A 21,885-nucleotide genomic window follows, 5' to 3' on the forward strand; every position below is an offset into this window, starting at 1 on the left:
AAGATGTACATATTGTATCATATTATTAATAATATGAACAGGTTTATCTTGTATGGTTTATGTTGTTGGTCAGTTATCGTTATAATGATATAATCTTGTATACATAACCACCTTTATTGATTATTTTCGAAATGATATGGTATCATTAATATCGATAGAAGAAATAATTACGTATATATTATATCAATAAAGAGGGGTGCTTGATGAATTATGTAAAAGCATTTTTCCAGTCTGATTCTGCGGGCGGTATATCACTTTTAGTGGCCGCTATCTTAGGGGTTATTATTGCCAACTCACCGATTTCGGCACAGTACTTTGCTTTTATGACAGTACAATTAGGCCCTATGGATATTTTAGAATGGGTAAATGATGCCTTAATGGCGCTGTTTTTTTTATATGTCGGTATCGAAATTAAAAAGGAAATGATTTCCGGTGAATTAAATACGCCTGCAAAACGACTATTACCTGTTATTGCAGCATTTGCCGGTGTGATTACACCGGCAATTGTATTCTATTTTATCGCCGGTTATCAGCCGCAGTATTCACATGGTTGGGGGATACCTACCGCAACGGATATTGCCTTTGCAATCGGTGTTATCACTATGCTGGGGAAAAAAGTATCGCAGGCGATGCGGGCTTTTTTGGCTGCTTTGGCGGTCATAGATGATCTTATTGCCATAGTGGTTATTGCACTATTTTACGGTGCAGGGGTTCATTTTACTTATTTGCTCGGGGCCGGTGTAGTCACTGCATTGTTAGTCTATACGAATAAACAAGGGTATGTACGACCGCTTCTTTATATCGTGTTAGGGATTGCCCTATGGTATTTAGTATTAGAATCCGGTGTTCATGCAACTATTGCGGGGGTCATATTAGCGATGACCATTCCTTATGAAGGCAAAGCGGATATACATACCGTGTATCCTATGGATGCTTGGGCGGAACGATTAAAACATTGGGTTAATTTCTTAATCATTCCATTGTTCAGCTTTTTAAATGCCGGCGTATCATTTGCTGAATTCTCTATGGATAATTTGTGGCATCCTGTTGTAATGGGTGTATCCTTGGGCTTAATTTTGGGGAAACAGTTGGGGATTTTCTCCGCTGTATATATCCTCGTGGAATCCAAGGTCATTAAAATGCCAAGTAAGACGACATGGCCTGAAATTTATGGTACCGCTATACTATGTGGTATCGGCTTTACGATGAGTTTATTCGTGGCTACATTGGCATTTCCTCCCGGATTTAATCAGGAAATGGCCAAAATCGGTATTTTTCTAGGCTCTATCCTATCCGGTTTGTTAGGGGCTATAGTACTGCTTACCGCCTATCAAATACGCAAAATGCGTGGTAAACTATAAGAGGATTATTTTTGAAAGTATAGAAAGGTCTGAAATGGAACGAGTTTTTATTTTTTTACGTTCTCCAGCAGCAGCTACTTCCGTACTGTTAGGGGCAACGGTGATTGCTCTAATTTTAGCTAATTCACCATCGTCTGAACAATATTTTGGTATTGTTAATCATCATCTGGGTCCCTTATCGATTATGGAGTGGGTTAATGATGCATTGATGGCAATCTTTTTTCTCTTTGTCGGATTAGAAGTTAAGCGGGAGCTTATAGCTGGCGAGCTTAATACTAATGCAAAACGAGTTATGCCGGGTATTGCGGCTTTATTTGGTGTACTTACACCGGCGTTGATATATTTCTTAATTGCCGGTCATAGTGACGAATATATTCATGGTTGGGCTATTCCAACTGCAACAGATATCGCGTTTTCTATAGGGATCATCACTGCGTTAGGTTCTCGTGTACCAAATGCGATGAAAGTATTCTTAACGGCCTTGGCTGTTATTGATGATCTCATAGCGATTATCGTTATTGCCATTTTCTATGCTGCGAGTATTCATGCCATGTATTTGCTTGCTGCAGCTGTTATAGTGGCGGCATTGATTTATTGTAATAAAGCGGGATATGTGAGACCGCTACCGTATATTATTTTAGGATTTATCCTATGGTACTGTGTATTAAAATCAGGACTACATGCGACAATGGCGGGTGTTATTTTAGCTATGACGATTCCCGCACATGGTAAGGTCGGTCACATGGTGGTACGTCCTATGCAGCATTGGGAGCACGTGTTGTCCAACTGGGTTAGTTTTCTTATCGTTCCCGTGTTTGCATTCTTTAATGCAGGTGTGGACTTACGCGATGTTTCGTTAGGCGATTTAACACATCCCGTTGTGTTAGGTGTTGCGTTAGGTCTTATTTTAGGTAAGCAGATTGGCATTTTTGGCGCCGTATTCGGTATGGTTAAGTTAGGCTTGGTACCGATGCCGACAGATTCCAACTGGAAACATGTATATGGTACAGCGATTGTATGCGGTATCGGCTTTACAATGAGCATTTTTGTATCTATTCTGGCATTTGATCCGGGCCATGCACAAGAAATGGCAAAGGGCGGTGTTATTTTAGGTTCAATTATCTCCGCCCTGCTAGGTTATGTATTCTTACGAATTGTAGGTGCAAATCGCAAGGAGTGCCATATCGGGTTGTATCATAATTGTTAGTCCTATAGCTTTAAAGCTTTCAAGTAAGCCATCCTTCATGGGTGGCTTATTTTTATATGATATAAAGAGTTACAGTTTGCCTTATTAATGGTTTATAGATTCTTTAAAGATATATAGTATACTGAAACCTATAAAGTGGGGGTATGTATGATAAAAAAGATAATTATTGCATGCACATTGGTGTGCATGACCGCTATGATGTCATCCGTGACTCTGGCGAAAACCATAGATCGCGGTGCTCGCGGTAAGCATGTAACAAAAGTACAGACAATTTTGAAACACCATGGATTTTTACATGATTCTGTAGATGGCATTTATGGCCGTAATACGGAACAAGCAGTGCGCAACTTTCAAAAATCAAAAGGCTTGACTGCCAATGGTCGTGTAGACTCGAATACGATGAAAGAATTGGAAAAAATAGAACTCCAATATGGTGGGCATGGAACACAGCGTGGTCATAACGGAGTACCTAACAAATATACGCGGGTTTTAACGATGGAGGCCAGCGCCTACTCATCTCAGGATCCGGGGAATGGAAAGTATACGGCTACAGGCAGCCGCCTTCGTAAAGGGCTCGTTTCTGTAGACCCTAAGGTGATTCCACTGGGAACTAAATTGTATATTGAAGGTTACGGGTATGCTGTTGCTGATGATACGGGCGGAGCAATTCGTGGACATCGCATAGATTTGGCCTATGACACTAGGGCTGAAGCTTTACAGTTCGGACGCCAGACCGTTAAGGTTTACGTATTATAATTGAGACTCTCCGGTTGTGCCGGAGAGTTTTTTTATTCTTTAATCTAGATATGCTATTTTGATTTGAAATGCATATCAGGTCAATGAGAAGGCTTATTAAGATACCGAATTATGGTGTAAAAGAGAACTCGAATATTCGGGAAATATGATATAATAAGCAGTGAACAGATTTGGTCTACATGGCCGTGTATAGGCAGCGCTAAATGACCTCTAGTTGTATGATATGTGAGCAAAGGATTTTCTATGGATAAAGTACGGCGTGTCGAAAGAATGGTGGCAATGACAAAATTGTTGGTTGACTCACCTCAAAAATTGATTCCTTTAAATTATTTCTGTGACTTTTTCGGTATGGCAAAATCCACGGTCAGTGAAGATTTGACCTGTGTGAGACAGTCTATGGAGCACTTTCAGCTAGGAACACTGGAGACAGTGGCCGGTGTGGCTGGAGGGGTTCGCTTTATTCCGAATCGCAGAGGTTCTCAGGCAAATGGTATTTTAAAGGATGTACAGACCCGGTTGATGGAACCGGATCGCATTATTCCGGGCGGCTTTATTTATATGTCCGATATTCTGTATGACTGGCATGTGATGACGCGTCTGGGCGAAATTATTATGACTCGTTTTATGGACCGTGAGCCGGATTATATTTTAACAGTGGAAACAAAAGGAATTCCTCTTGCTGTTATGGTGGCGCGTGCTTTCAATAAACCGCTTGTGATTGCACGGCGTGACAGTAAGGTAACAGAGGGATCCGCTATCAGTATCAATTATGTGACGGGATCGTCGGGGCGTATCCAGACGATGACATTAACTAAACGTGCTATACCGCCAAATGCACGGGTCCTCATTATCGATGATTTTATGAAAGCCGGCGGTACCGCAAAAGGGCTTAAAGAGTTAGTAGTTGAAATGAGCGGTGTCGTTGTGGGAACCGGTGTTTTGGTCGCTACAGCGGAACCGAATCCTAAATTGATTGATGACTATGAATCGTTGTTTACCTTCTACGGTATTGATGAAACTACGAAAAAGATAAATATTGAACCTGTATTTGATGCAATATAGGTTCAGTTAATTGATATAGTTGACGTATCGATTTGTTATGAAATATACGACGGAATCTATTATGACGAAATATATTCCAAGTAGTGGTTGTGATGAATCGATGATATATGGTGAACAGATAGGAGATTACTATGAATATTGCGAGCCTTATTTTAGCAGCCGGTAAGGGTACTCGAATGAAATCCAAACTGCCGAAGGTCCTTCATAAGGTGGGGGGCAAGGCCATGGTGGAACGAGTATTGGATACCGTTCAATCCATGGGTACAAATCGAGATGTGGTCGTTGTCGGCTTCGGCGGAGATGCGGTGCAGAACTATTTGGGAGACCGTGCTGAATTTGTACGACAAGAGGAACAAAACGGCACAGGTCATGCGGTAAAGCAGGCTCAACCCGTATTGGGCGACTATGATGGAACTATTATCTTACTTTGCGGCGATACACCATTGGTAACGAAGGAAAGTCTGGAAGCTCTGTTACAAGAACACGCGAAATCGAGAGCGGCGGCGACGATTTTGACCGCACATATGCCTGATCCTACGGGTTATGGTCGTATTATCCGTAATGAATCGGGCTCCGTGGTGCGAATCGTGGAACAGAAGGACGGTAAACCCGAGGAGTTAATCGTACAAGAAATCAATACAGGCATGTATGCATTTGACAGCAAAAAACTGTGGCCTTGTCTCGATCAGTTATCTGATGATAATGCACAAGGTGAACTTTATATTACCGATGTAGTCGGCATTCTTGTGAATGCTGGAGAACGTGTCAGTGCGTATATGACCGAGGATTTCGAAGAATCCCTCGGGGTAAACTCTCGTCATCAACTGGCACAAGCTGAAGAAATTTTAAAACGTCGCAAAAATTATGAACTCATGAATGACGGAGTGACAATTATCGATCCTAATACAACCTATGTGGCACCTGAAGTCTTAGTCGGTCCTGATACGATTTTACATCCCGGAACGATTTTGGAGGGGAATACGGTTATCGGCAGCGATTGTGAAATAGGTCCTCATACACGGTTGTCGAATGTAGTGGTTGGCAATGATACGGTTATTCATTTTACCTATGGGCATGATTGTGAAGTTAAAGATGGTGCGGACATTGGACCGTATGTTCATTTGCGTCCGGATACCGTTATCGGCAATCAGGTTCATATCGGTAACTTCGTGGAGGTCAAGAACAGCCATGTCGGAGCAGGGACAAAGTTCCCTCATTTATCGTATATCGGCGATAGTGATGTAGGCTCCGGTGTTAATATCGGCTGTGGTACGATTACCGTCAATTACGACGGTAAAGTTAAGCACCGTACAACCATCGGTGAAGGGGCTTTTATAGGTTGTAACAGCAATCTGGTGGCGCCTGTAACGATAGGTAACTACAGTTATGTAGGGGCGGGCTCTACGATTACAAAAGATGTACCTGATAAGGCGTTAGCCGTAGGGCGCAGCAAACAAATCATCAAAGAAAATTGGGTTACAGATGATACTTTCAAAAAGAAATAGAAAATAAGGCAAAAATTTTTACACAACTGTGACAAAATAGTATACAATAATAGGGCAAGAGTGTGTATCTGTAACTCTAGGACAGATTACGGATAAGTAACCGATAGTACGAACAGATGAAAGGGTAACAAAATGGCATTTGAAGACGGCAAGAAACTTAAAATTTTCACAGGTAATGCGAATCCGGCATTGGCAAAAGAAATTTGTGATTATTTAGGTTTGCCTTTAGGTGAAGCATTTGTAGGGCGCTTTAACAATGGCGAAGTGCAAATAATGATTGATGAAAGCGTACGTGGCAAAGATGTATTTATCATTCAACCGACCAGCTATCCTGTAAATGATAATTTAATGGAATTAATGGTTATGGCCGATGCTTTAAAACGCGCTTCGGCTCGTCATATCACGGCTGTAGTACCGTATTACGGTTATGCACGTCAAGATCGCAAGACTCGCGGGCGTGAACCGATTACGGCTAAATTAGTGGCGAATTTGATGCAAACAGCCGGTATTACCCGTCTTGTAACTATCGATTTGCATGCAGGTCAAATTCAGGGCTTCTTTGATGTACCTGTAGACCATCTGTTCGGCGCATCCATCTTGGCTAAATATATCAATGAAAAGAATATGGAAGACGTTATCGTTGTATCCCCTGATCTTGGCGGTGTTACAAGAGCTCGTGATTTGGCCGACCGCATCGGTGCACCGATTGCAATCATCGAGAAAAAACGCCCTGAACCGGGTGTAGCAAAAGTGATGAATCTCATCGGCGATGTGGCAGGTAAAAACTGTATTATTATCGATGATATCGTGGATACAGCAGGCTCCTTGGTTGAAGGCGCTAAAGCATTGGAGGAATTCGGTGCTAAATCCGTTACCGCCGCTGTTACTCATGCAGTCTTGACAGATCCTGCAAGTGAACGCATTGCAAATTCCAATATTAAGGAACTTATCGTTACCAATACCATTCCGTTGCCAGAAAATTGCAAGTTGCCGAATATTACACAATTGTCCGTAGCTCCGTTGTTGGGCGAAGCGATTATGCGTATTTTCCATGAAGTATCGGTAAGTAATTTGTTTGATAAATAATAGGTGATCATTGAAATTAGTAGTAGGTCTTGGTAATCCCGGCAAGCAATATGCAATGACAAAACATAATATAGGATTTATGGTTATTGATGCTATTGCCGACAACGTGCCTCATACACCGTGGAAAGAGGAACAGAATGCCGAGGTATGCAGCATCACCGTAGATGGAGAGAAAGTATTGCTTGTAAAACCGCAAACATTTATGAATGCCAGCGGTGAGTCGGTAGGACCTTTGATGCGGTATTATAAAATTAGTCCTTCCGATGTGTATTGCATCTACGATGATATGGATTTGCCCGTTGGTAAGTTGCGCATACGTCCTAACGGCAGTTCCGGCGGTCATAACGGAATCAAATCTTTAATTTCTCATATGGGAACTGAGGATTTTCCGCGATTTCGTGTCGGCATAGGCCGTCCGTTGCCGCAGTGGTCCGTGATTGACCATGTATTGTCTCCATTCAGTGATGAGGTGCAGGATAAGGTTGATAAAGGTATTAAGGACACTGTGAAAGCTGTGCTTGGTACATTAGAGGTGGGACTCGACAAGGGGATGAATCAATTTAATCCTAAACGTCGTCCTCACCGATAATTACATGCATAAGGGCATGAGTCTCTTTGAGATTCATGCCTTTTTTATGAGGTATTAATATGAATCAAAATCGCATGCCTTTTGTAGAGGCCCTAACTGCATATAAAGAGGAACATTTTGTGCCATTTCATACGCCGGGACATAAAATCGGGGGCGGTGCACCACAACTGTTACGGGAGTGGATGGGGGCGGCATTACCCTATGATTTAGGGGTTATGTACGCTTTGGATGACCTACATGAGCCGGAAGGCGCTTTAAAGGATGCTCAGGATTTGACGGCCCATCTGTATGGAGCCGATTATTGCTGGTTTTCCGTTAACGGGACGACGGCCCTCATAGAAGCGATGATTATTGGGACAGTCGGTCCGGACGATACGATCATCATACCTCGTGAAGCGCATAGGTCCGTAATTAGCGGACTCGTTTTATCGGGTGCGAGACCGGTCTACATGGAAGGACGTTTTGATGAGCGTTGGGGCGTTCCGTTAGGTGTTACTGTTGATGATGCAATAGCAACTATGGAGGCTCATCCGGAGGCAAAGGCTATCCTTGTGGTATATCCTAATTACTATGGTATAGGTGTTGATATTAAACGCATTGTTGAGGAGGCTCATAAACGGAATATGATCGTTCTCGTCGATGAAGCGCATGGACCTCATTTACCGTTCTCAGAGTCTTTACCTATTGAGGCGATTGAAGCCGGTGCGGATTTGGTGGCACAAAGTACGCATAAATCGGTAGGCTCCCTAACACAGACGTCATGGCTCCTCGGTCAAGGTTCTCGCATTGCGCTTAGACGGATTACACAGATGCATCAGATGCTGCAGAGCACGAGCCCAAATTATATTTTCTTAGCTTCTCTGGATTTAGCTCGTCATCAATTGGCTAAGGAAGGCGCTATGCTCGTAAATCGAGCCGTAGAATTGAGCATGTATCTGCGAGAAGCGTTACGATCCATTGACGGCATATCCGTGATGGAATACTCCGATATTGGGGATAAGGCGGTCAATTATGACTGCACTAAGGTGCTAATTGATGCGGGAAAGTTGGGACTGACCGGTGTAGAGTTTGAACGGCTGTTGCGGTCTCATCATATCGAGGTGGAGCTGGTGCAGGCGAATCATGTACTGGTGCTGATTACGATCGGTGATACGACATCATCGGTGAATGCTTTGATTCAGGCCGTACAAGCTGTCCGTGATGAAGCGCTTGATAAACAGGCCGGGGTTACTAAGATGCAGATTATGGAGTATTCGGTTTTACCTCAACCTGTGGTTCGCATGACACCGCGTAATGCTATGTATGCCAAGCGTGAGCGTATAGCGATAGATAAGGCTTTGCATCGTATTTCCGGTGAGACAGTCGCATATTATCCTCCGGGGATTCCGTGCGTTGCGGTAGGTGAAGAGATCACCCCGGCTGTGTTACAATATATAGAGAATCGGAAGGCTCTCGGCTATATGCCGAACGGAGCGGATGATATGACGTTAGAAACGATATGGGTTTTACAGGAGTAGTTATGGGGACTTTAATCATTTTAGAAGGTGGCGACGGTAGCGGAAAAGCGACGCAGACGGCGTTGCTTGTAAAACGTCTTGCCGATGAAGGTCGTGCGGTGAGGTCCGTGAGCTTTCCCAATTATGACAGCGATGCGTCTATGCCTATCAAGATGTATTTGGCCGGGGAGTTCGGTCGTGATGTGAACGATGTAAATCCGTATATTGCAAGTTCCATGTACGCCATAGATCGATTTGCATCCTTCAGAACTGACTGGGAGGATTTTTATAATAGCGGCGGCATTATCGTTGCCGACCGGTATACAACGTCGAATATGGTGCATCAGATGGTTAAATACGAAGATCCGGCAGAGCGTAAGAATTTTCTGGACTGGCTTGAAGATTATGAATTTACCAAATTTGGGCTTCCGAAGCCGGATGCGGTGTGCCTTCTCGACATGCCGTTAGAGGTGAGCGAGGTGCTGATGGCGGAGCGGACGGGTAAAACAGGCGGTGCCACGGGGGATATTCACGAAGGTAATCACGCATATTTAGCAGCTGTTCATGGCGCTTATGAAGAGTTGGTAGAGCGATATAAATGGCATCGTATCTCTTGTGTTGATGGGGATGATATCAAGTCGTATCGGTTGCGTACCGTTGAGGCTATTCATGAGGATGTCTATGCTGCTGTTCATAGCCTATTGGATGCCCTATACATATAACTTAAGATAAATATATATGAATTACCGGCTATTTAAGGCTGAGATAGCCTCGTAATTCCCGGATAATAACAAAGGCGACTCTTTTAAAAGTCGCCTTTTTCCTATATAATATTAATATTGAGCAGATAATGATAGGAGGCGCTATGACATATTTTGATACCATAATCGGTCAAGATTCGATTAAGTCACACCTATCTGAACTGGTAGGGCGCAATGCGCTGCCTCATAGTTTGCTCTTCTATGGTGAAGCAGGCCTCGGCAAATTGGATATGGCAATAGGCTTGGCGTCTCTTTTGTTGGGGCGTTCCGTGTTTTCACAACCACGAGGTAAATCTTATTTGGCGGATGTGACTGCGGCTCGCTTAGCCAATGGTGAAAGCGAAAAGCGCATCGAAGCCGAAGGATTGCCGATTTATATCGATAAAGGGGAGGCCTTCTGGATTCGTCCTATGAAGACGACCTTAAAGGTGGAACAGTGGTATAACTTATTGCAGGATCATCTATCGGTGGCGGGCAATGGAAATCGTGTCGTCATTGTGGAGGACTTTCACACGGCCAATGCGATCATGGCCAATGCGATGTTGAAAACCATCGAAGAGCCGCCACAACAGGTGTACTTCATCATCATTACAAACAAGATCAATACTGTATTACCGACCATCGTGTCCCGATGCATGGGCGTCAGCTTTCATAGTGTCGATGCGGATACAATTCGTGCCGCAATGGAGGTGAAGGGGATTACCGGTGATATAGAACAGGCATTATTGGCCGGTCATGGCAATCCGCAGTTAGTGGAGCGGCTGGTCACACAGGGGCGTATTGAGATGCTGGAACTGGCAGTGCGATTCATGGATATACTGGCCTTTGAAAAACGGTGGTTCTCCATGATTTCCTTATCCTGTGAAAGCTTACCTCGAGAATCCCTAGGTGAATTAATGTATTGGTTGCGTTTAGTGAGCCGCGATATGATGGCTCTCAAAATGGGTGCTGCAGAGGCGCAATTACAGGTGCCTATGTATAAGGCTCAATTATTACGATTATTGCCGCGCTGGTCTATGCAGGCTCTCTCCGCAGTTATCGGAGAGACGTTACAGGCAGAACGGGCTTTGCGCTTACATATAAAAAATGCTCTCGTGATGGACGGTCTCAGTATCGCCCTTCATGATGCTCGTGAGGAGGATTAGATGGTAACCATCGTTGGTGTACGTTTTAAAAAAGCGGGCAAAATTTATTATTTTTTACCTGAACAGTTAGAGATATCCGTAGGTGACGGTGTCATTGTGGAAACCGCACGGGGTGTTGAATACGGTACGGTTGTCATCGGACCGAAAGGCGTCTCAAAAAATACCCTTGTATCCCCGTTGAAGCCGGTGATGCGCAAGGCTACAGCGAAGGATCTTAGACAAATAGAAAAAAACGGAGAACGGGAAGAGAAAGCGTTCGGCATTTGCCTCGAGAAGATAGCAAAGCGTAAATTACCGATGAAACTGATTAATGTGGAATATACATTTGATATGAATAAAATCGTTTTCTTTTTCACTGCTGACGGACGTATCGATTTCCGTGAGCTGGTAAAAGACTTGGCTACGGTTTTTAGAACGCGTATTGAATTACGTCAGGTCGGTGTTCGCGATGAGGCGAAGGTCCTGAACGGCATCGGTGCCTGCGGTAGATCGTTGTGCTGCTCCAATTTCCTAGGTGATTTCACACCTGTATCGATTCGCATGGCTAAGGATCAGAATTTGAGTTTGAATCCGACAAAGATTTCCGGTGTATGCGGGCGCCTGATGTGTTGTCTTAACTATGAAGATGATATGTATAAAAAGGGCGGCGACCTGTATGTGAAAAAGGAACGTCCTGCCGCTGCACAGGATATTGAACCGCCCGGGATTGGCAAGGACGTGGTTACCGATGAGGGCGTCGGTAAAGTTCTCAAGGTAAACCACCACAAGCATACCGTTAAGGTGCAGCTGGAGGCGGGGCGAACGATCGATTTGAAATGGTCCGAGGTGGCATTGCCTGATGACTGAGCAGGAACGTCTTGATGACTTGATTATCGACGGATTACAAATCTATCAGCGACGCGATATGTTCCGGTTTTCTTTTGATGCCATTGCATTGGTTCACTTTTGTCAATTTAATATCAATCATACCTATGTGGAACTGGGCACCGGAACGGGGGTTATTCCGCTTATCGGAACTTCGTTGGGCGCCGGTCAGATAACGGGAATTGATATTAATGACACATTGATTGATTTGGCACGACGTAGCGTCGCACATAATGATAAATCGCATGTGGTAGCGATGGTATGCGGTGATTATCGGAATCTGTCGTATAGGGATTTACAAGACAAACCCTTTGACGGGGTTATTGTGAATCCTCCTTTTTATGATTGTGAAAGCGGTGCACTGCCGACGTCGAAAGAGCGTGCAGCCGCCTTACATGACCGTCATACGACACTTGCAGACGTTCTTCAGGCGGTACAGTCCTTTATCAAGTATAAAGGGCGGCTTTGGATGATCTACAGTGCTGGTCGACTGCAATATGTTTTGTCCCAATTGGAGCAGGCTCATTTTCAGGTTAAACGATTGCGCTTTATTCACGGTATGATCGATAAACCGGCGAAGCTTGTACTGATTGAAGGCATTTATCAGGGCAGCGCAGGACTTATATTGGAACCGCCGCTCATCGTTTATGACAAGCCGAATGTGTACACAAAGGAGGTGTCCTCTTGGTATGAGCGATAACAGACAGGGCACTTTATATTTGGTACCTACGCCGATTGGCAATCTGGAGGATATGACCTATCGGGCGGTACGCATCCTCGGTGAAGTTGATGCCATTGCGGCGGAAGATACGCGGCACACAGGAATACTACTGAAACATTTTGATATCCGGAAACCCCTTATTTCTTACCATGAACATAACAAAGAGGAAAAAGGGGCTTATATTATAGCGATGTTGTCGGAAGGGCGGTCGGTTGCCTGTGTCAGTGATGCGGGCATGCCCGCCATATCCGATCCGGGGGCTGATTTAGCGGTTAAGGCCATATCGGAAGGGATTACCGTAGTTCCTTTACCGGGACCGAATGCGGCGCTGACGGCGCTAATCGCATCCGGTCTTGACACAAGGCAATTTACCTTTGTAGGATTTTTACCGAAACGGGAAAAACATCGAGGCGAGGTTCTACGAGAACTTTCACAGGTTAAAGGAACCTTGCTGTTTTATGAGGCACCTCACCGATTACAAGAGGTGCTGCAGGATATGTATGACGCCTTCGGCAATAGGTCTATAACGGTAGCACGGGAATTGACGAAGAAATTTGAAACCTTTGTGCGCACTGATTTACAATCTCTCGTGGAGAATCTGGAACAATTAACCTATAAAGGGGAGTTCGTTCTCGTCGTGAGCGGTGCTGACACGGTGGAAACAGAGGATACCGATATATCAGAAGCGCCTGTGTCTTACGCAGATGCAGTTAAAGAGCTCATAGGTAAAGGCGTACCTAAAAAAGAAGCAATTCGACAGGTGGCAAAGCGTTTTAACGTTTCCCGCCGAGATGTATATAATATTGTAGAACGTTAAGACCTTCTCATTCGAAGGTCGGAAGGAGACACATTATGGGAGACACAAAAAAAACGTATTATATTACGACACCGATTTATTATCCGAGCGCTAAACTGCACATCGGGCATACATACTGCACGTCCGTGGCGGATACGATTGCACGTTTTAAGCGATTGGCCGGGTATGATGTGCGATTTTTAACGGGTTCCGATGAGCATGGTCAAAAGATTCAGCGTGCGGCGGAGGCGGAAGGCATCACACCCCTTGAATATACGACAAATATCGTAAACAGTTTTAAAGCATTGTGGGAAAAAATGCATATCTCCAATGATGATTTTATCCGCACCACGGATAAACGCCATGAAAAGGTTGTGCAGGAACTGTTCACAAAAGCTTATGAGAAGGGCGATATTTACAAAGCCGAGTATGAAGGCTGGTATTGTACGCCGGACGAAACATTTTGGACAGAGCAGAAGTTAGGACCTAATCACACCTGTCCGGATTGCGGTCGCCCTGTAGAGCGCGTTAAAGAGGAAAGTTATTTCTTTAAACTCGGTAAATATACGGATCAATGGCTTAAGTTTATTGAAGAAAATCCAGATTTTATTCAACCTGAATCACGTCGTAACGAAATGATTCAGTTCGTAAAGCAGGGATTAGAAGATCTCGCCGTATCCCGTACATCCTTTGATTGGGGGATCAAGGTGCCTTTTGACCCTAAACATGTGGTGTATGTATGGTTCGATGCACTGGTAAACTATATCAGTGCACTCTCTCCTTTTGATGGAGATGGTGGGCTGTATAAAAAATATTGGCCTGCAGACCTTCACTTGGTGGGTAAAGAAATCGTTCGTTTCCATACGATTATTTGGCCTATGATGCTCATGAGTCTTGAATTGCCATTACCAAAAAAGGTATTTGGTCACGGCTGGATGATCGTCGACGGTACAAAGATGAGTAAATCCTTGGGTAACGTAATCGATCCGATTCCATTGATCGATACATACGGTGCCGATTCGTTGCGATACTATCTGTTGAGTGAAATTCAGCTGGGGAACGATGGTAATTTCACATTGCCTAATTTCGTTACAAAAATCAATGCCGATTTGTCCAATGATTTAGGGAATCTCTTGAACCGTACCATTGCGATGATTGAAAAATATCACGGCGGTGTGATTACAAAATGCGATGATATGGATAATTTGGATCGTGATGTATCCGCCATGGCTATTCAGACTGTAAATGATTTTGAAAGCGCTATGGAAGCGATGGAACTCAATAAAGCGATTAAATCCGTATGGGCTTTTATCGGCCGTATGAATAAATACATTGATGAAACGATGCCCTGGGTATTGGCTAAATCCGAGAATGCCCATGATAAGGCACGTTTGCAGTCCGTTATGTATCATTTGGCAGAGGCATTGCGTATCATCGCTGTTTTGGTGAGTCCTGTTATCCCTGTAGGGGCACCTAAAATCTGGGAACAGTTGGGCCTTGCGGGATTCAGTGATGTCACCCTTGATGATGCTAAGGTGTGGGGTGCGTTGCCAACGGGGACTAAGGTGGTGAAAGGCGAGCCGATTTACCCTCGCTTTGACGTACCTGAAATGGTTGAGGCGACACCGGTTGAAGCCGACGCGGAAATCGTTGATACATCCAATATTCCACCATTAAAAGACAATATTGCATATGACGATTTTGAAAAATTAGACCTTCGTGTAGCTAAGGTTGTCAGCTGTGAAAAGGTTCCGAAATCCAAGAAACTGTTGAAGTTTGTATTGGACATCGGTTTAGAGCAGCGCATCGTACTAAGCGGTATTTCCCAGTATTATGAACCGGAAACGATGGTCGGTAAAAAGGTGATTTACCTGGCGAATCTTGCACCTAAGAAGATGATGGGCATCGAGTCAAATGGTATGATTTTGTCCGCTTCTGACTGGGAAGAACATTTGGAGGTCACCAATATCGAGTCATTACCGGCGGGGAGTGTGGTTAAATAATGAAACTCTTCGATAGTCATGCTCATGTTAATGACGGTCGTTTCGATAACGACCGGACAGATATGTTACAAGCTTGTTTTGATGCAGGTGTTGAATATATTCTGATTCCCGGTGTGGACCGGGATACCGTTGAATCCGGTATTGCGTTAGCGGAACAATATGAACAGCTGTATGCGGCGGTAGGGACTCATCCTCATGAATCTAAAGACTTTACGGATGAGGATTATGAGTTTTATAAGGAGCAGGCTTTGCATAATGATAAGGTTCGCGCTATCGGTGAAATCGGTCTCGATTACTACTATGATTTTTCCGATAGGGATACGCAAAAGCGCGTATTTATCCGACATCTGGAACTGGCTCGAGACGTCGATTTGCCGATTATTATTCATGATCGTGATGCACATGGTGACATCATGGATATTCTGCGTAATGAGGGCAAGGATAACTGGGGTATATTTCACTGTTATTCGGGCAGTTGGGAAATGGCGAAGGAAGCCATCAAGATGGGTTTCTATATTTCCTTTGCCGGTCCTGTTGTATTTCCTAAATCAACCAATCTAAAGGAAGTGGCAAGACAAGTTCCGTTGGATCGAATCCTCATTGAAACGGATTCGCCGTATTTGACGCCGCCTCCATTTAGAGGTCGTCGTAACGATCCGAGCAAGACTCAATTTGTGGCGGAGGAGATTGCGAATCTTAAAGGAATGGACGTAGATGAGTTCTGTGACATAACCTTTAATAATGCTAAGCGCGTGTTCGGTATTGAATGATACTGAACTGCTTTCGCAGTATATGTCGCATTTTGTAATGACGGAATTAGAAAGATCAGAATTATATCATATAGAATACAACGCGATTCTCGCATAGCGATGAGAATCGCGTTTTTCTATGGTATACTAAAATAAATTCATACTAAACATATTATAGGATGAGACAGGATGAGGTTAGTAGCATGAAACGTATTGCATTTATAGATCTGGGCTCCAATTCGGTGCGCTTTGTCATATATGAAATCTCCGATACAGGCAGTTATCGTTTGATTTATCAGGAAAAGGAAAGCGTTCGGTTGAGTGAGAATATGTGGGGAACTCATGAACTGACGCCGGCTGCGATGGAACGGTCGCTGGAATCCTTAAAGGCTTTCGTTCATATGGCGGAGGCCATGGGGGTTGATACAATTAAGGCGGTTGCTACGGCAGCGGTACGGCTGGCGAAGAACGGCGATACTTTCATAAAAATTGTAAAAGACGAGACCGGTCTAGATTTGGAATGTATTGCCGGCGAAGAAGAGGCGCGGCTGGGGTTTCTTGGTGTTATCAATACCATCGGACTCAAAGATTTCATCGTTTTTGATTTGGGCGGGGCCAGTACGGAAATTACATTGGTTCGCAATCGCCGTATCGTAAAGGCTGTGAGCCTGCCTATCGGGGCGCTTACATTGACGGGTACGTATCAGAAGGGGGATGAATATACCTCTAAAGAGCTGGATAAGATGTCGAAAGCCATCAAAAAGATCATAAAGGAACATGCATGGCTGAGAAATATAAAACTACCTCTTCTCGGTATCGGCGGAACGGCACGGAATATTGCGAAAATGGATCAGCGTAAGCTGTCGTATCCGATAACAAAACTTCATAATTACGAAATTCCGTATCATCGATTTTATGAGATATTACAGGAGGTCGTTTCCAAACCGTTGGCGGAACGCAAGAAAATCAACGGCCTTTCCACTGATCGTGCGGATATCATCATCGCAGGAATGACTATCGTTGATGAGCTTTTCAATTATGTAAATACGAAAACCCTCGTTGTAGGAGGCTGCGGACTTCGGGAGGGGCTGTTTTACGATTATTACGGACAGCATTATTTAGGGGGGAATCCTATTATCGAAGATATTCTCGTGCACTCCGCGGAGAATGTGCTGTTAGGAATGACCAAGCATGAGTTTGTTCATGCCAATTATATTTGCGGACTTGCCATGAAGCTATATGATATGTTGCAACCACTACATCGGGCTGATCGCAATGTTCGTCGTTGCCTGATGGTGGCTAGCTTGTTACATGATATAGGAAAGCGGGTCAACTATTACAGTCATGCACGACACGGTTGTTATATGCTGGTGAATAGTAATTTATACGGAATTACGCATATCGAACAAGCTTTTAGCGCCTTTCTGGTGATGAATTCTCACGGACTGACGCCGAAGGAGTATAAAAATTTTCTGTATGGTAAGCTGCTCGATCAGGAACAACGTTTATTAGGACAGAAATTATCCATTATTTTGGCATTGGCCGAGGCTCTTGATGAAAGCCATGAACAATTTATCAAATCCTTGGACGTAACGATTGATAAAAACTCCGTTCAATTGCTTGTCACATATGCAAAAGGCAAGAATATCAGCGTTACCAAGTCGGCTGTAGAGAAATTGGTGAAAGCTTTTAAAAAGGAATATAAACATCAGTTACATATTGAGTGGACCGAAGCTCGTTAGGAGGTATTATGACATTACCGAAGGTACTGAGATATGCGGTACTGCATGTAGGATCCAGCAGCATGAGCATTACTATATTGGAGTATAAGGGAATCGATGAGGTGCGCCTCATTGACTATGCGGCGCGGGAGGTTACATTTGGGGAGGAACTGTTCCAGACATCCCGATTGAGCTTTAAAACTATTGAGGAAATCTGTCACATTCTTAAAGGCTATAAACAGTTGATGGCGGATTACGGAGTAAGTCGTTCGCGTTTATACGGTACGACTGTAATTCGCGAGGCGGCGAATCGCCGTAGTATTTTGGATCAAATTTTTATACAGACGGGTATGCGCGTCGAGGTTATCGATATGCCGAAAGAGGTGTATTATAAATACGCTCTCTTATATTATGAGATGACTCGTCATTATAAACTGGCGGACCCGTCGAAGGCAACCCTATTTCTGGATATTACATCCGGCGGTGTAGGCCTTACGGTTTGGCGCGGTGAAAGCCTGTTATTCCAGCGTAATATGCATAGCGGCTCATTGAGGGTTATGGAATCATTCAATCGCAATCAGCGGTCATCCACGTCATTTCCCATGGCGATTACAGAATATCTACATCGCATGATCGGACCGCTCAGAGAGGAATTACAGACGTTTAATATCAATAGTGTCATTTTGTCCGGTGATGAAGCGCAATATATGGCACGCCTCATGGGGTATGAAACACATCAGGCGGAAATGATTACCTGTGAACCGGAACGATTTAAGGGACTCATTCAATCCTTTGACGGTGTGACGGCTACGAAACTGATGAATCGATATAAGCTAGCCGAATATAAAGCGAATATCTTGATGCCAACCATGATTCTCTTCAACGAAATCATTACTGCCATTGAACCGAGAACCTTGATATTCAGCAGTTTCTCCTTTTCACAGGGCATCAGCTGGTTTTATGGTGTGGAGGCTGAGAATAATCCGTTCATGTATCAATTACGTGAGCAGAATGCCCAGTTGGCTCGCGCCGTGGCGGCCCGGTATCATACGGATGCGGTTCATGATCGTAAGGTTGAGAGATTTAGTCTGCTGTTTTGTAATGCACTGCGCCATAAAGGTTTACCTGAACGCTGGGGTTACTTATGTAGGATCGCCACGATTTTGTGCTCCGTCGGTAAGTTTGTAAGCCTTAGAAATCACGGGGAACACGCCTATCATATCGTTATGGGAACGGATATTTTCGGGCTTTCAGAGGCGGAAAAACAAGTGGTAGCCAATGTTGTATATTATCATTACAAGGGGACCCCGTGCGATGATGATCCGTATTTCAAGGAACTGACGGAGCTGCAGAAAATTCAGGTTACAAAATTGGTGGCGATTATCCGTGTTGCCTGTGCGCTTGATGCGGGCAGTAATCAGAAGATTACTGAGGTCTCTTTGGAGGAACGGGATAATGTGTTGTACGTATTTTGTCGTACCGATGAAGATATATCCTTGGAATGGTGGACATTTAATCGCGATTCGGAGTATTTTACGGAAATTTTCGGTATGGAGGTCATGCTCGTAAAGGGAGGTGTTCGTCATGTTCAATAATGCAAAGTATTATTTTAACCGCGAATTGTCATGGCTTAAGTTCAATCAGCGCGTATTATTGGAATCTATTGATACGAGCAATCCTCTCCTGGAGCGGTTGAGATTTATCGCCATCGCCGGATCGAATTTAGACGAATTTTTTATGATTCGCGTCGCCGGTCTGCGTCATCAGGTAAGAAACGGAATTGTTAAATATGATGCGGCTCATATGGATGCCAAGGCACAGCTGAAAGCAATCGATGAGTCCGTACAACGTCTTGTCTCCATGCAGAGCGCTTATCTACATAATGTGCTGGAGGCTCTCGAATCATACGGCTTTTATTTTACGAAGCCCGATGCATTGGATGTGAAGACGAAGACATGGTTACGTCATTACTTTGAAGAGCATATCTATCCGGTGGTTACACCCTTGGCGGTAGATTCGGGACATCCGTTTCCATTCCTGACGAACCATACGATTAATGCCATTGTTCGTATATTCCAAGTTCAGGAGGATGGTACAAAGGATTATAAAATTGCGATTTTACCGATTCCGTCGGTACTTGATCGTATTATTGAATTGCCAAACCGCAACGGTAAGGAACATCGATTCGTCTACCTGGAAGATGTTATAACCTATTATGCGAATCAGTTCTTTCAAGGTTACGGTATCGAAGAATACATGGTGTTTCGAATCACGCGTGATGCGGATCTCGAAATTGATGAAGAAGATACGACGGATTTGCTTTCCGAGGTTGAAGCCTCTTTGCGGCGGAGACGCCGTGGTGATGCGGTACGCCTTGAGGTAAGCGGCGACGTAAAAGAAGGGTTGCTTGATTTCGTTCTTACCAGTGTGGAACTGGAGCAGAAGGATGTATATCGCATTGATGGGCCTTTGGACTGTCGTATGTATTTTAGTTTCTGTAATTATCCGGGCCTTGATGCATTGCGTTATGAGCCCTTTGAGCCTAAGATTCCCAGCGAGCTTGTAGGACATGAAGGGGAAAATCTATTTTCCATTATCGGTAAGCGTGATATATTCGTGCATCATCCCTTTGAATCATTTGGCGTTGTAGAACAATTTATAGCACAGGCCTCTACCGACCCTGAGGTATTGGCGATAAAGCAGACCTTGTACCGCGTCAGCGGTGATTCTCCCATTATTGCATCCCTTATCAAGGCCGCGGATAATGGTAAACAGGTAACGGTTCTCATGGAAGTAAAGGCGCGATTCGATGAGGAAAATAACATTCATATGGCACGGCGTCTTGAAAAGGCCGGCTGTCACGTTATCTACGGATTAAAAGGATTGAAGACACATTCAAAAATAACTATGGTCGTACGTCGAGAAGATGACGGTATACGCCGATATGTGCATCTGGCGACGGGAAACTATAACGGTAAAACCGCCCGTATGTATACGGACTGCGGAATCTTTACATGCAATGATGAATACGGTGACGATGCATCGCGATTCTTTAATCTCATCTCAGGTTATTCGGATCCTCCGATTTGGAATAAATTTATCGTGGCGCCTCTTAATTTGCGTGAGCGCATTATGGAGCTGATCAATCGGGAAATTGAATTTGCCAAAAAAGGAGAAGAGGCATATATCATCGCCAAGATGAACTCGCTTCTCGATAAAAACGTTATTGCAAAACTATATGAAGCATCGACGGCCGGTGTTCGTATTGACCTTATCGTACGCGGTATTTGTACCTTGCGTCCCGGTATTGCCGGTGTCAGCGATAATATTACGGTGCGCTCTATCGTCGGACGATATCTTGAGCATCACCGCATGTTCTATTTCCGAAATGGGGGCAATGAAAGTATATATATTTCCAGCGCCGACTGGATGCCGAGAAATCTGAATGAACGCGTTGAATTGATGGTACCTATTGAGGACAAACGTCATAAGGAACGGGTAAAGGGCATTTTGGATCTCTATTTAGAGGACTCCTTAAAAGCTCACATCATGCGTGCTGACGGTTCTTATGGGAAAATTATCGATGAAAATAATCCTATATCTGCCCAAGAGGAACTGATGAAGGCTGCTATTGCGGGGGAAAATAGAGAATCAATGACCGTCATTGAACGTTTACAGCCGATGCTGAAGATGAATAAATGATGAAAATACGCGTAATGTATTAGTATATGAATTTTAATGCATATATATATATCCTTTAAAAGCTAGGAAAATAAATGGTTTTGGCGGCTCCTTATCACGTTTAATGAACAAAAAATGAAGTTTTTGAAAAGTTGAACTTTATGTGGTAACAATCTAAAAACTCATAAAAATTCATTTTAGATAATAAAAAATCTATGCATACAATATATAGTGGTAGTATCTAATATATGTGCACAATTCAGAATATATAGTATATTGTCGAAAAATATCGATATGTATGTATGGAGTGGACTTTTTAATAAAAAACATAAAAAAGATATTTTGAAAATAAAGTAATTAACTGTATTTATTGACTATTGTT

Annotated in this window: 18 protein-coding genes; all 18 read left to right on the forward strand. The window is 43.8% G+C overall.

Annotated elements, in window-relative coordinates:
• The first annotated feature begins 203 nt into the window (after positions 1-203).
• A complete protein-coding gene (nhaA, locus tag VEHSUH05_RS05515; RefSeq protein ID WP_105090975.1) occupies positions 204-1,361 on the forward strand; it encodes a Na+/H+ antiporter NhaA in 1,158 nt (385 codons plus the stop codon).
• Between the two features lie 34 nt (positions 1,362-1,395).
• Positions 1,396-2,568, forward strand: a complete 1,173-nt coding sequence (gene nhaA, locus VEHSUH05_RS05520; protein ID WP_038114371.1) for a Na+/H+ antiporter NhaA — start codon at positions 1,396-1,398, stop codon at positions 2,566-2,568.
• A gap of 147 nt (positions 2,569-2,715) precedes the next feature.
• On the forward strand, positions 2,716-3,324 hold the full coding sequence (locus VEHSUH05_RS05525; RefSeq protein ID WP_038114373.1) for a 3D domain-containing protein: 609 nt from the start codon (positions 2,716-2,718) through the stop codon (positions 3,322-3,324).
• Between the two features lie 243 nt (positions 3,325-3,567).
• Positions 3,568-4,386 carry a pur operon repressor gene (gene purR, locus VEHSUH05_RS05530; RefSeq protein WP_105090976.1) on the forward strand — a complete coding sequence of 273 codons (819 nt, stop codon included), beginning with the start codon at positions 3,568-3,570 and terminating at the stop codon, positions 4,384-4,386.
• Between the two features lie 131 nt (positions 4,387-4,517).
• Entirely contained in the window at positions 4,518-5,891 is a 1,374-nt protein-coding gene (glmU, locus tag VEHSUH05_RS05535; protein ID WP_105090977.1) for a bifunctional UDP-N-acetylglucosamine diphosphorylase/glucosamine-1-phosphate N-acetyltransferase GlmU, read from the forward strand.
• Between the two features lie 132 nt (positions 5,892-6,023).
• Positions 6,024-6,977, forward strand: coding sequence for a ribose-phosphate diphosphokinase (locus VEHSUH05_RS05540; protein WP_038114378.1), 954 nt, complete (start codon positions 6,024-6,026; stop codon positions 6,975-6,977).
• Positions 6,978-6,987: 10 nt separating this feature from the next.
• Positions 6,988-7,566 carry an aminoacyl-tRNA hydrolase gene (gene pth, locus VEHSUH05_RS05545; protein WP_105090978.1) on the forward strand — a complete coding sequence of 193 codons (579 nt, stop codon included), beginning with the start codon at positions 6,988-6,990 and terminating at the stop codon, positions 7,564-7,566.
• A 59-nt stretch (positions 7,567-7,625) separates the two neighbouring features.
• Positions 7,626-9,083: an aminotransferase class I/II-fold pyridoxal phosphate-dependent enzyme gene (locus VEHSUH05_RS05550; protein ID WP_105090979.1), complete on the forward strand. Its 1,458-nt coding sequence runs from the start codon at positions 7,626-7,628 to the stop codon at positions 9,081-9,083.
• 2 nt (positions 9,084-9,085) lie between these two features.
• Positions 9,086-9,784: a dTMP kinase gene (locus VEHSUH05_RS05555; RefSeq protein WP_105090980.1), complete on the forward strand. Its 699-nt coding sequence runs from the start codon at positions 9,086-9,088 to the stop codon at positions 9,782-9,784.
• Between the two features lie 143 nt (positions 9,785-9,927).
• Positions 9,928-10,968, forward strand: a complete 1,041-nt coding sequence (locus tag VEHSUH05_RS05560; protein WP_105090981.1) for a hypothetical protein — start codon at positions 9,928-9,930, stop codon at positions 10,966-10,968.
• Positions 10,969-11,814 (forward strand): PSP1 domain-containing protein, encoded by an 846-nt coding sequence (locus tag VEHSUH05_RS05565; RefSeq protein ID WP_038114391.1) that lies wholly within the window; start codon positions 10,969-10,971, stop codon positions 11,812-11,814.
• On the forward strand, positions 11,807-12,532 hold the full coding sequence (locus VEHSUH05_RS05570) for a tRNA1(Val) (adenine(37)-N6)-methyltransferase (protein WP_105090982.1): 726 nt from the start codon (positions 11,807-11,809) through the stop codon (positions 12,530-12,532). The genes VEHSUH05_RS05565 and VEHSUH05_RS05570 overlap by 8 nt, the downstream gene beginning before the upstream one ends.
• Positions 12,522-13,370: a 16S rRNA (cytidine(1402)-2'-O)-methyltransferase gene (rsmI, locus tag VEHSUH05_RS05575; protein WP_105090983.1), complete on the forward strand. Its 849-nt coding sequence runs from the start codon at positions 12,522-12,524 to the stop codon at positions 13,368-13,370. Before VEHSUH05_RS05570 ends, rsmI begins: the two co-directional genes overlap by 11 nt.
• A 35-nt stretch (positions 13,371-13,405) precedes the next feature.
• On the forward strand, positions 13,406-15,352 hold the full coding sequence (gene metG, locus VEHSUH05_RS05580) for a methionine--tRNA ligase (RefSeq protein WP_105090984.1): 1,947 nt from the start codon (positions 13,406-13,408) through the stop codon (positions 15,350-15,352).
• Positions 15,352-16,122, forward strand: coding sequence for a TatD family hydrolase (locus VEHSUH05_RS05585; protein WP_105090985.1), 771 nt, complete (start codon positions 15,352-15,354; stop codon positions 16,120-16,122). Before metG ends, VEHSUH05_RS05585 begins: the two co-directional genes overlap by 1 nt.
• A gap of 182 nt (positions 16,123-16,304) precedes the next feature.
• Positions 16,305-17,843, forward strand: coding sequence for a Ppx/GppA phosphatase family protein (locus VEHSUH05_RS05590; protein WP_105090986.1), 1,539 nt, complete (start codon positions 16,305-16,307; stop codon positions 17,841-17,843).
• Positions 17,844-17,851: 8 nt separating this feature from the next.
• Complete coding sequence (locus tag VEHSUH05_RS05595; RefSeq protein ID WP_105090987.1) at positions 17,852-19,417, forward strand: Ppx/GppA phosphatase family protein; 1,566 nt, start codon at positions 17,852-17,854, stop codon at positions 19,415-19,417.
• Positions 19,407-21,524 carry a polyphosphate kinase 1 gene (ppk1, locus tag VEHSUH05_RS05600; protein WP_105090988.1) on the forward strand — a complete coding sequence of 706 codons (2,118 nt, stop codon included), beginning with the start codon at positions 19,407-19,409 and terminating at the stop codon, positions 21,522-21,524. Before VEHSUH05_RS05595 ends, ppk1 begins: the two co-directional genes overlap by 11 nt.
• The last annotated feature ends 361 nt before the right edge of the window (positions 21,525-21,885 follow it).

It is taken from the genome of Veillonella denticariosi JCM 15641, from assembly GCF_002959855.1.
Taxonomy (GTDB): domain Bacteria; phylum Bacillota; class Negativicutes; order Veillonellales; family Veillonellaceae; genus Veillonella; species Veillonella denticariosi.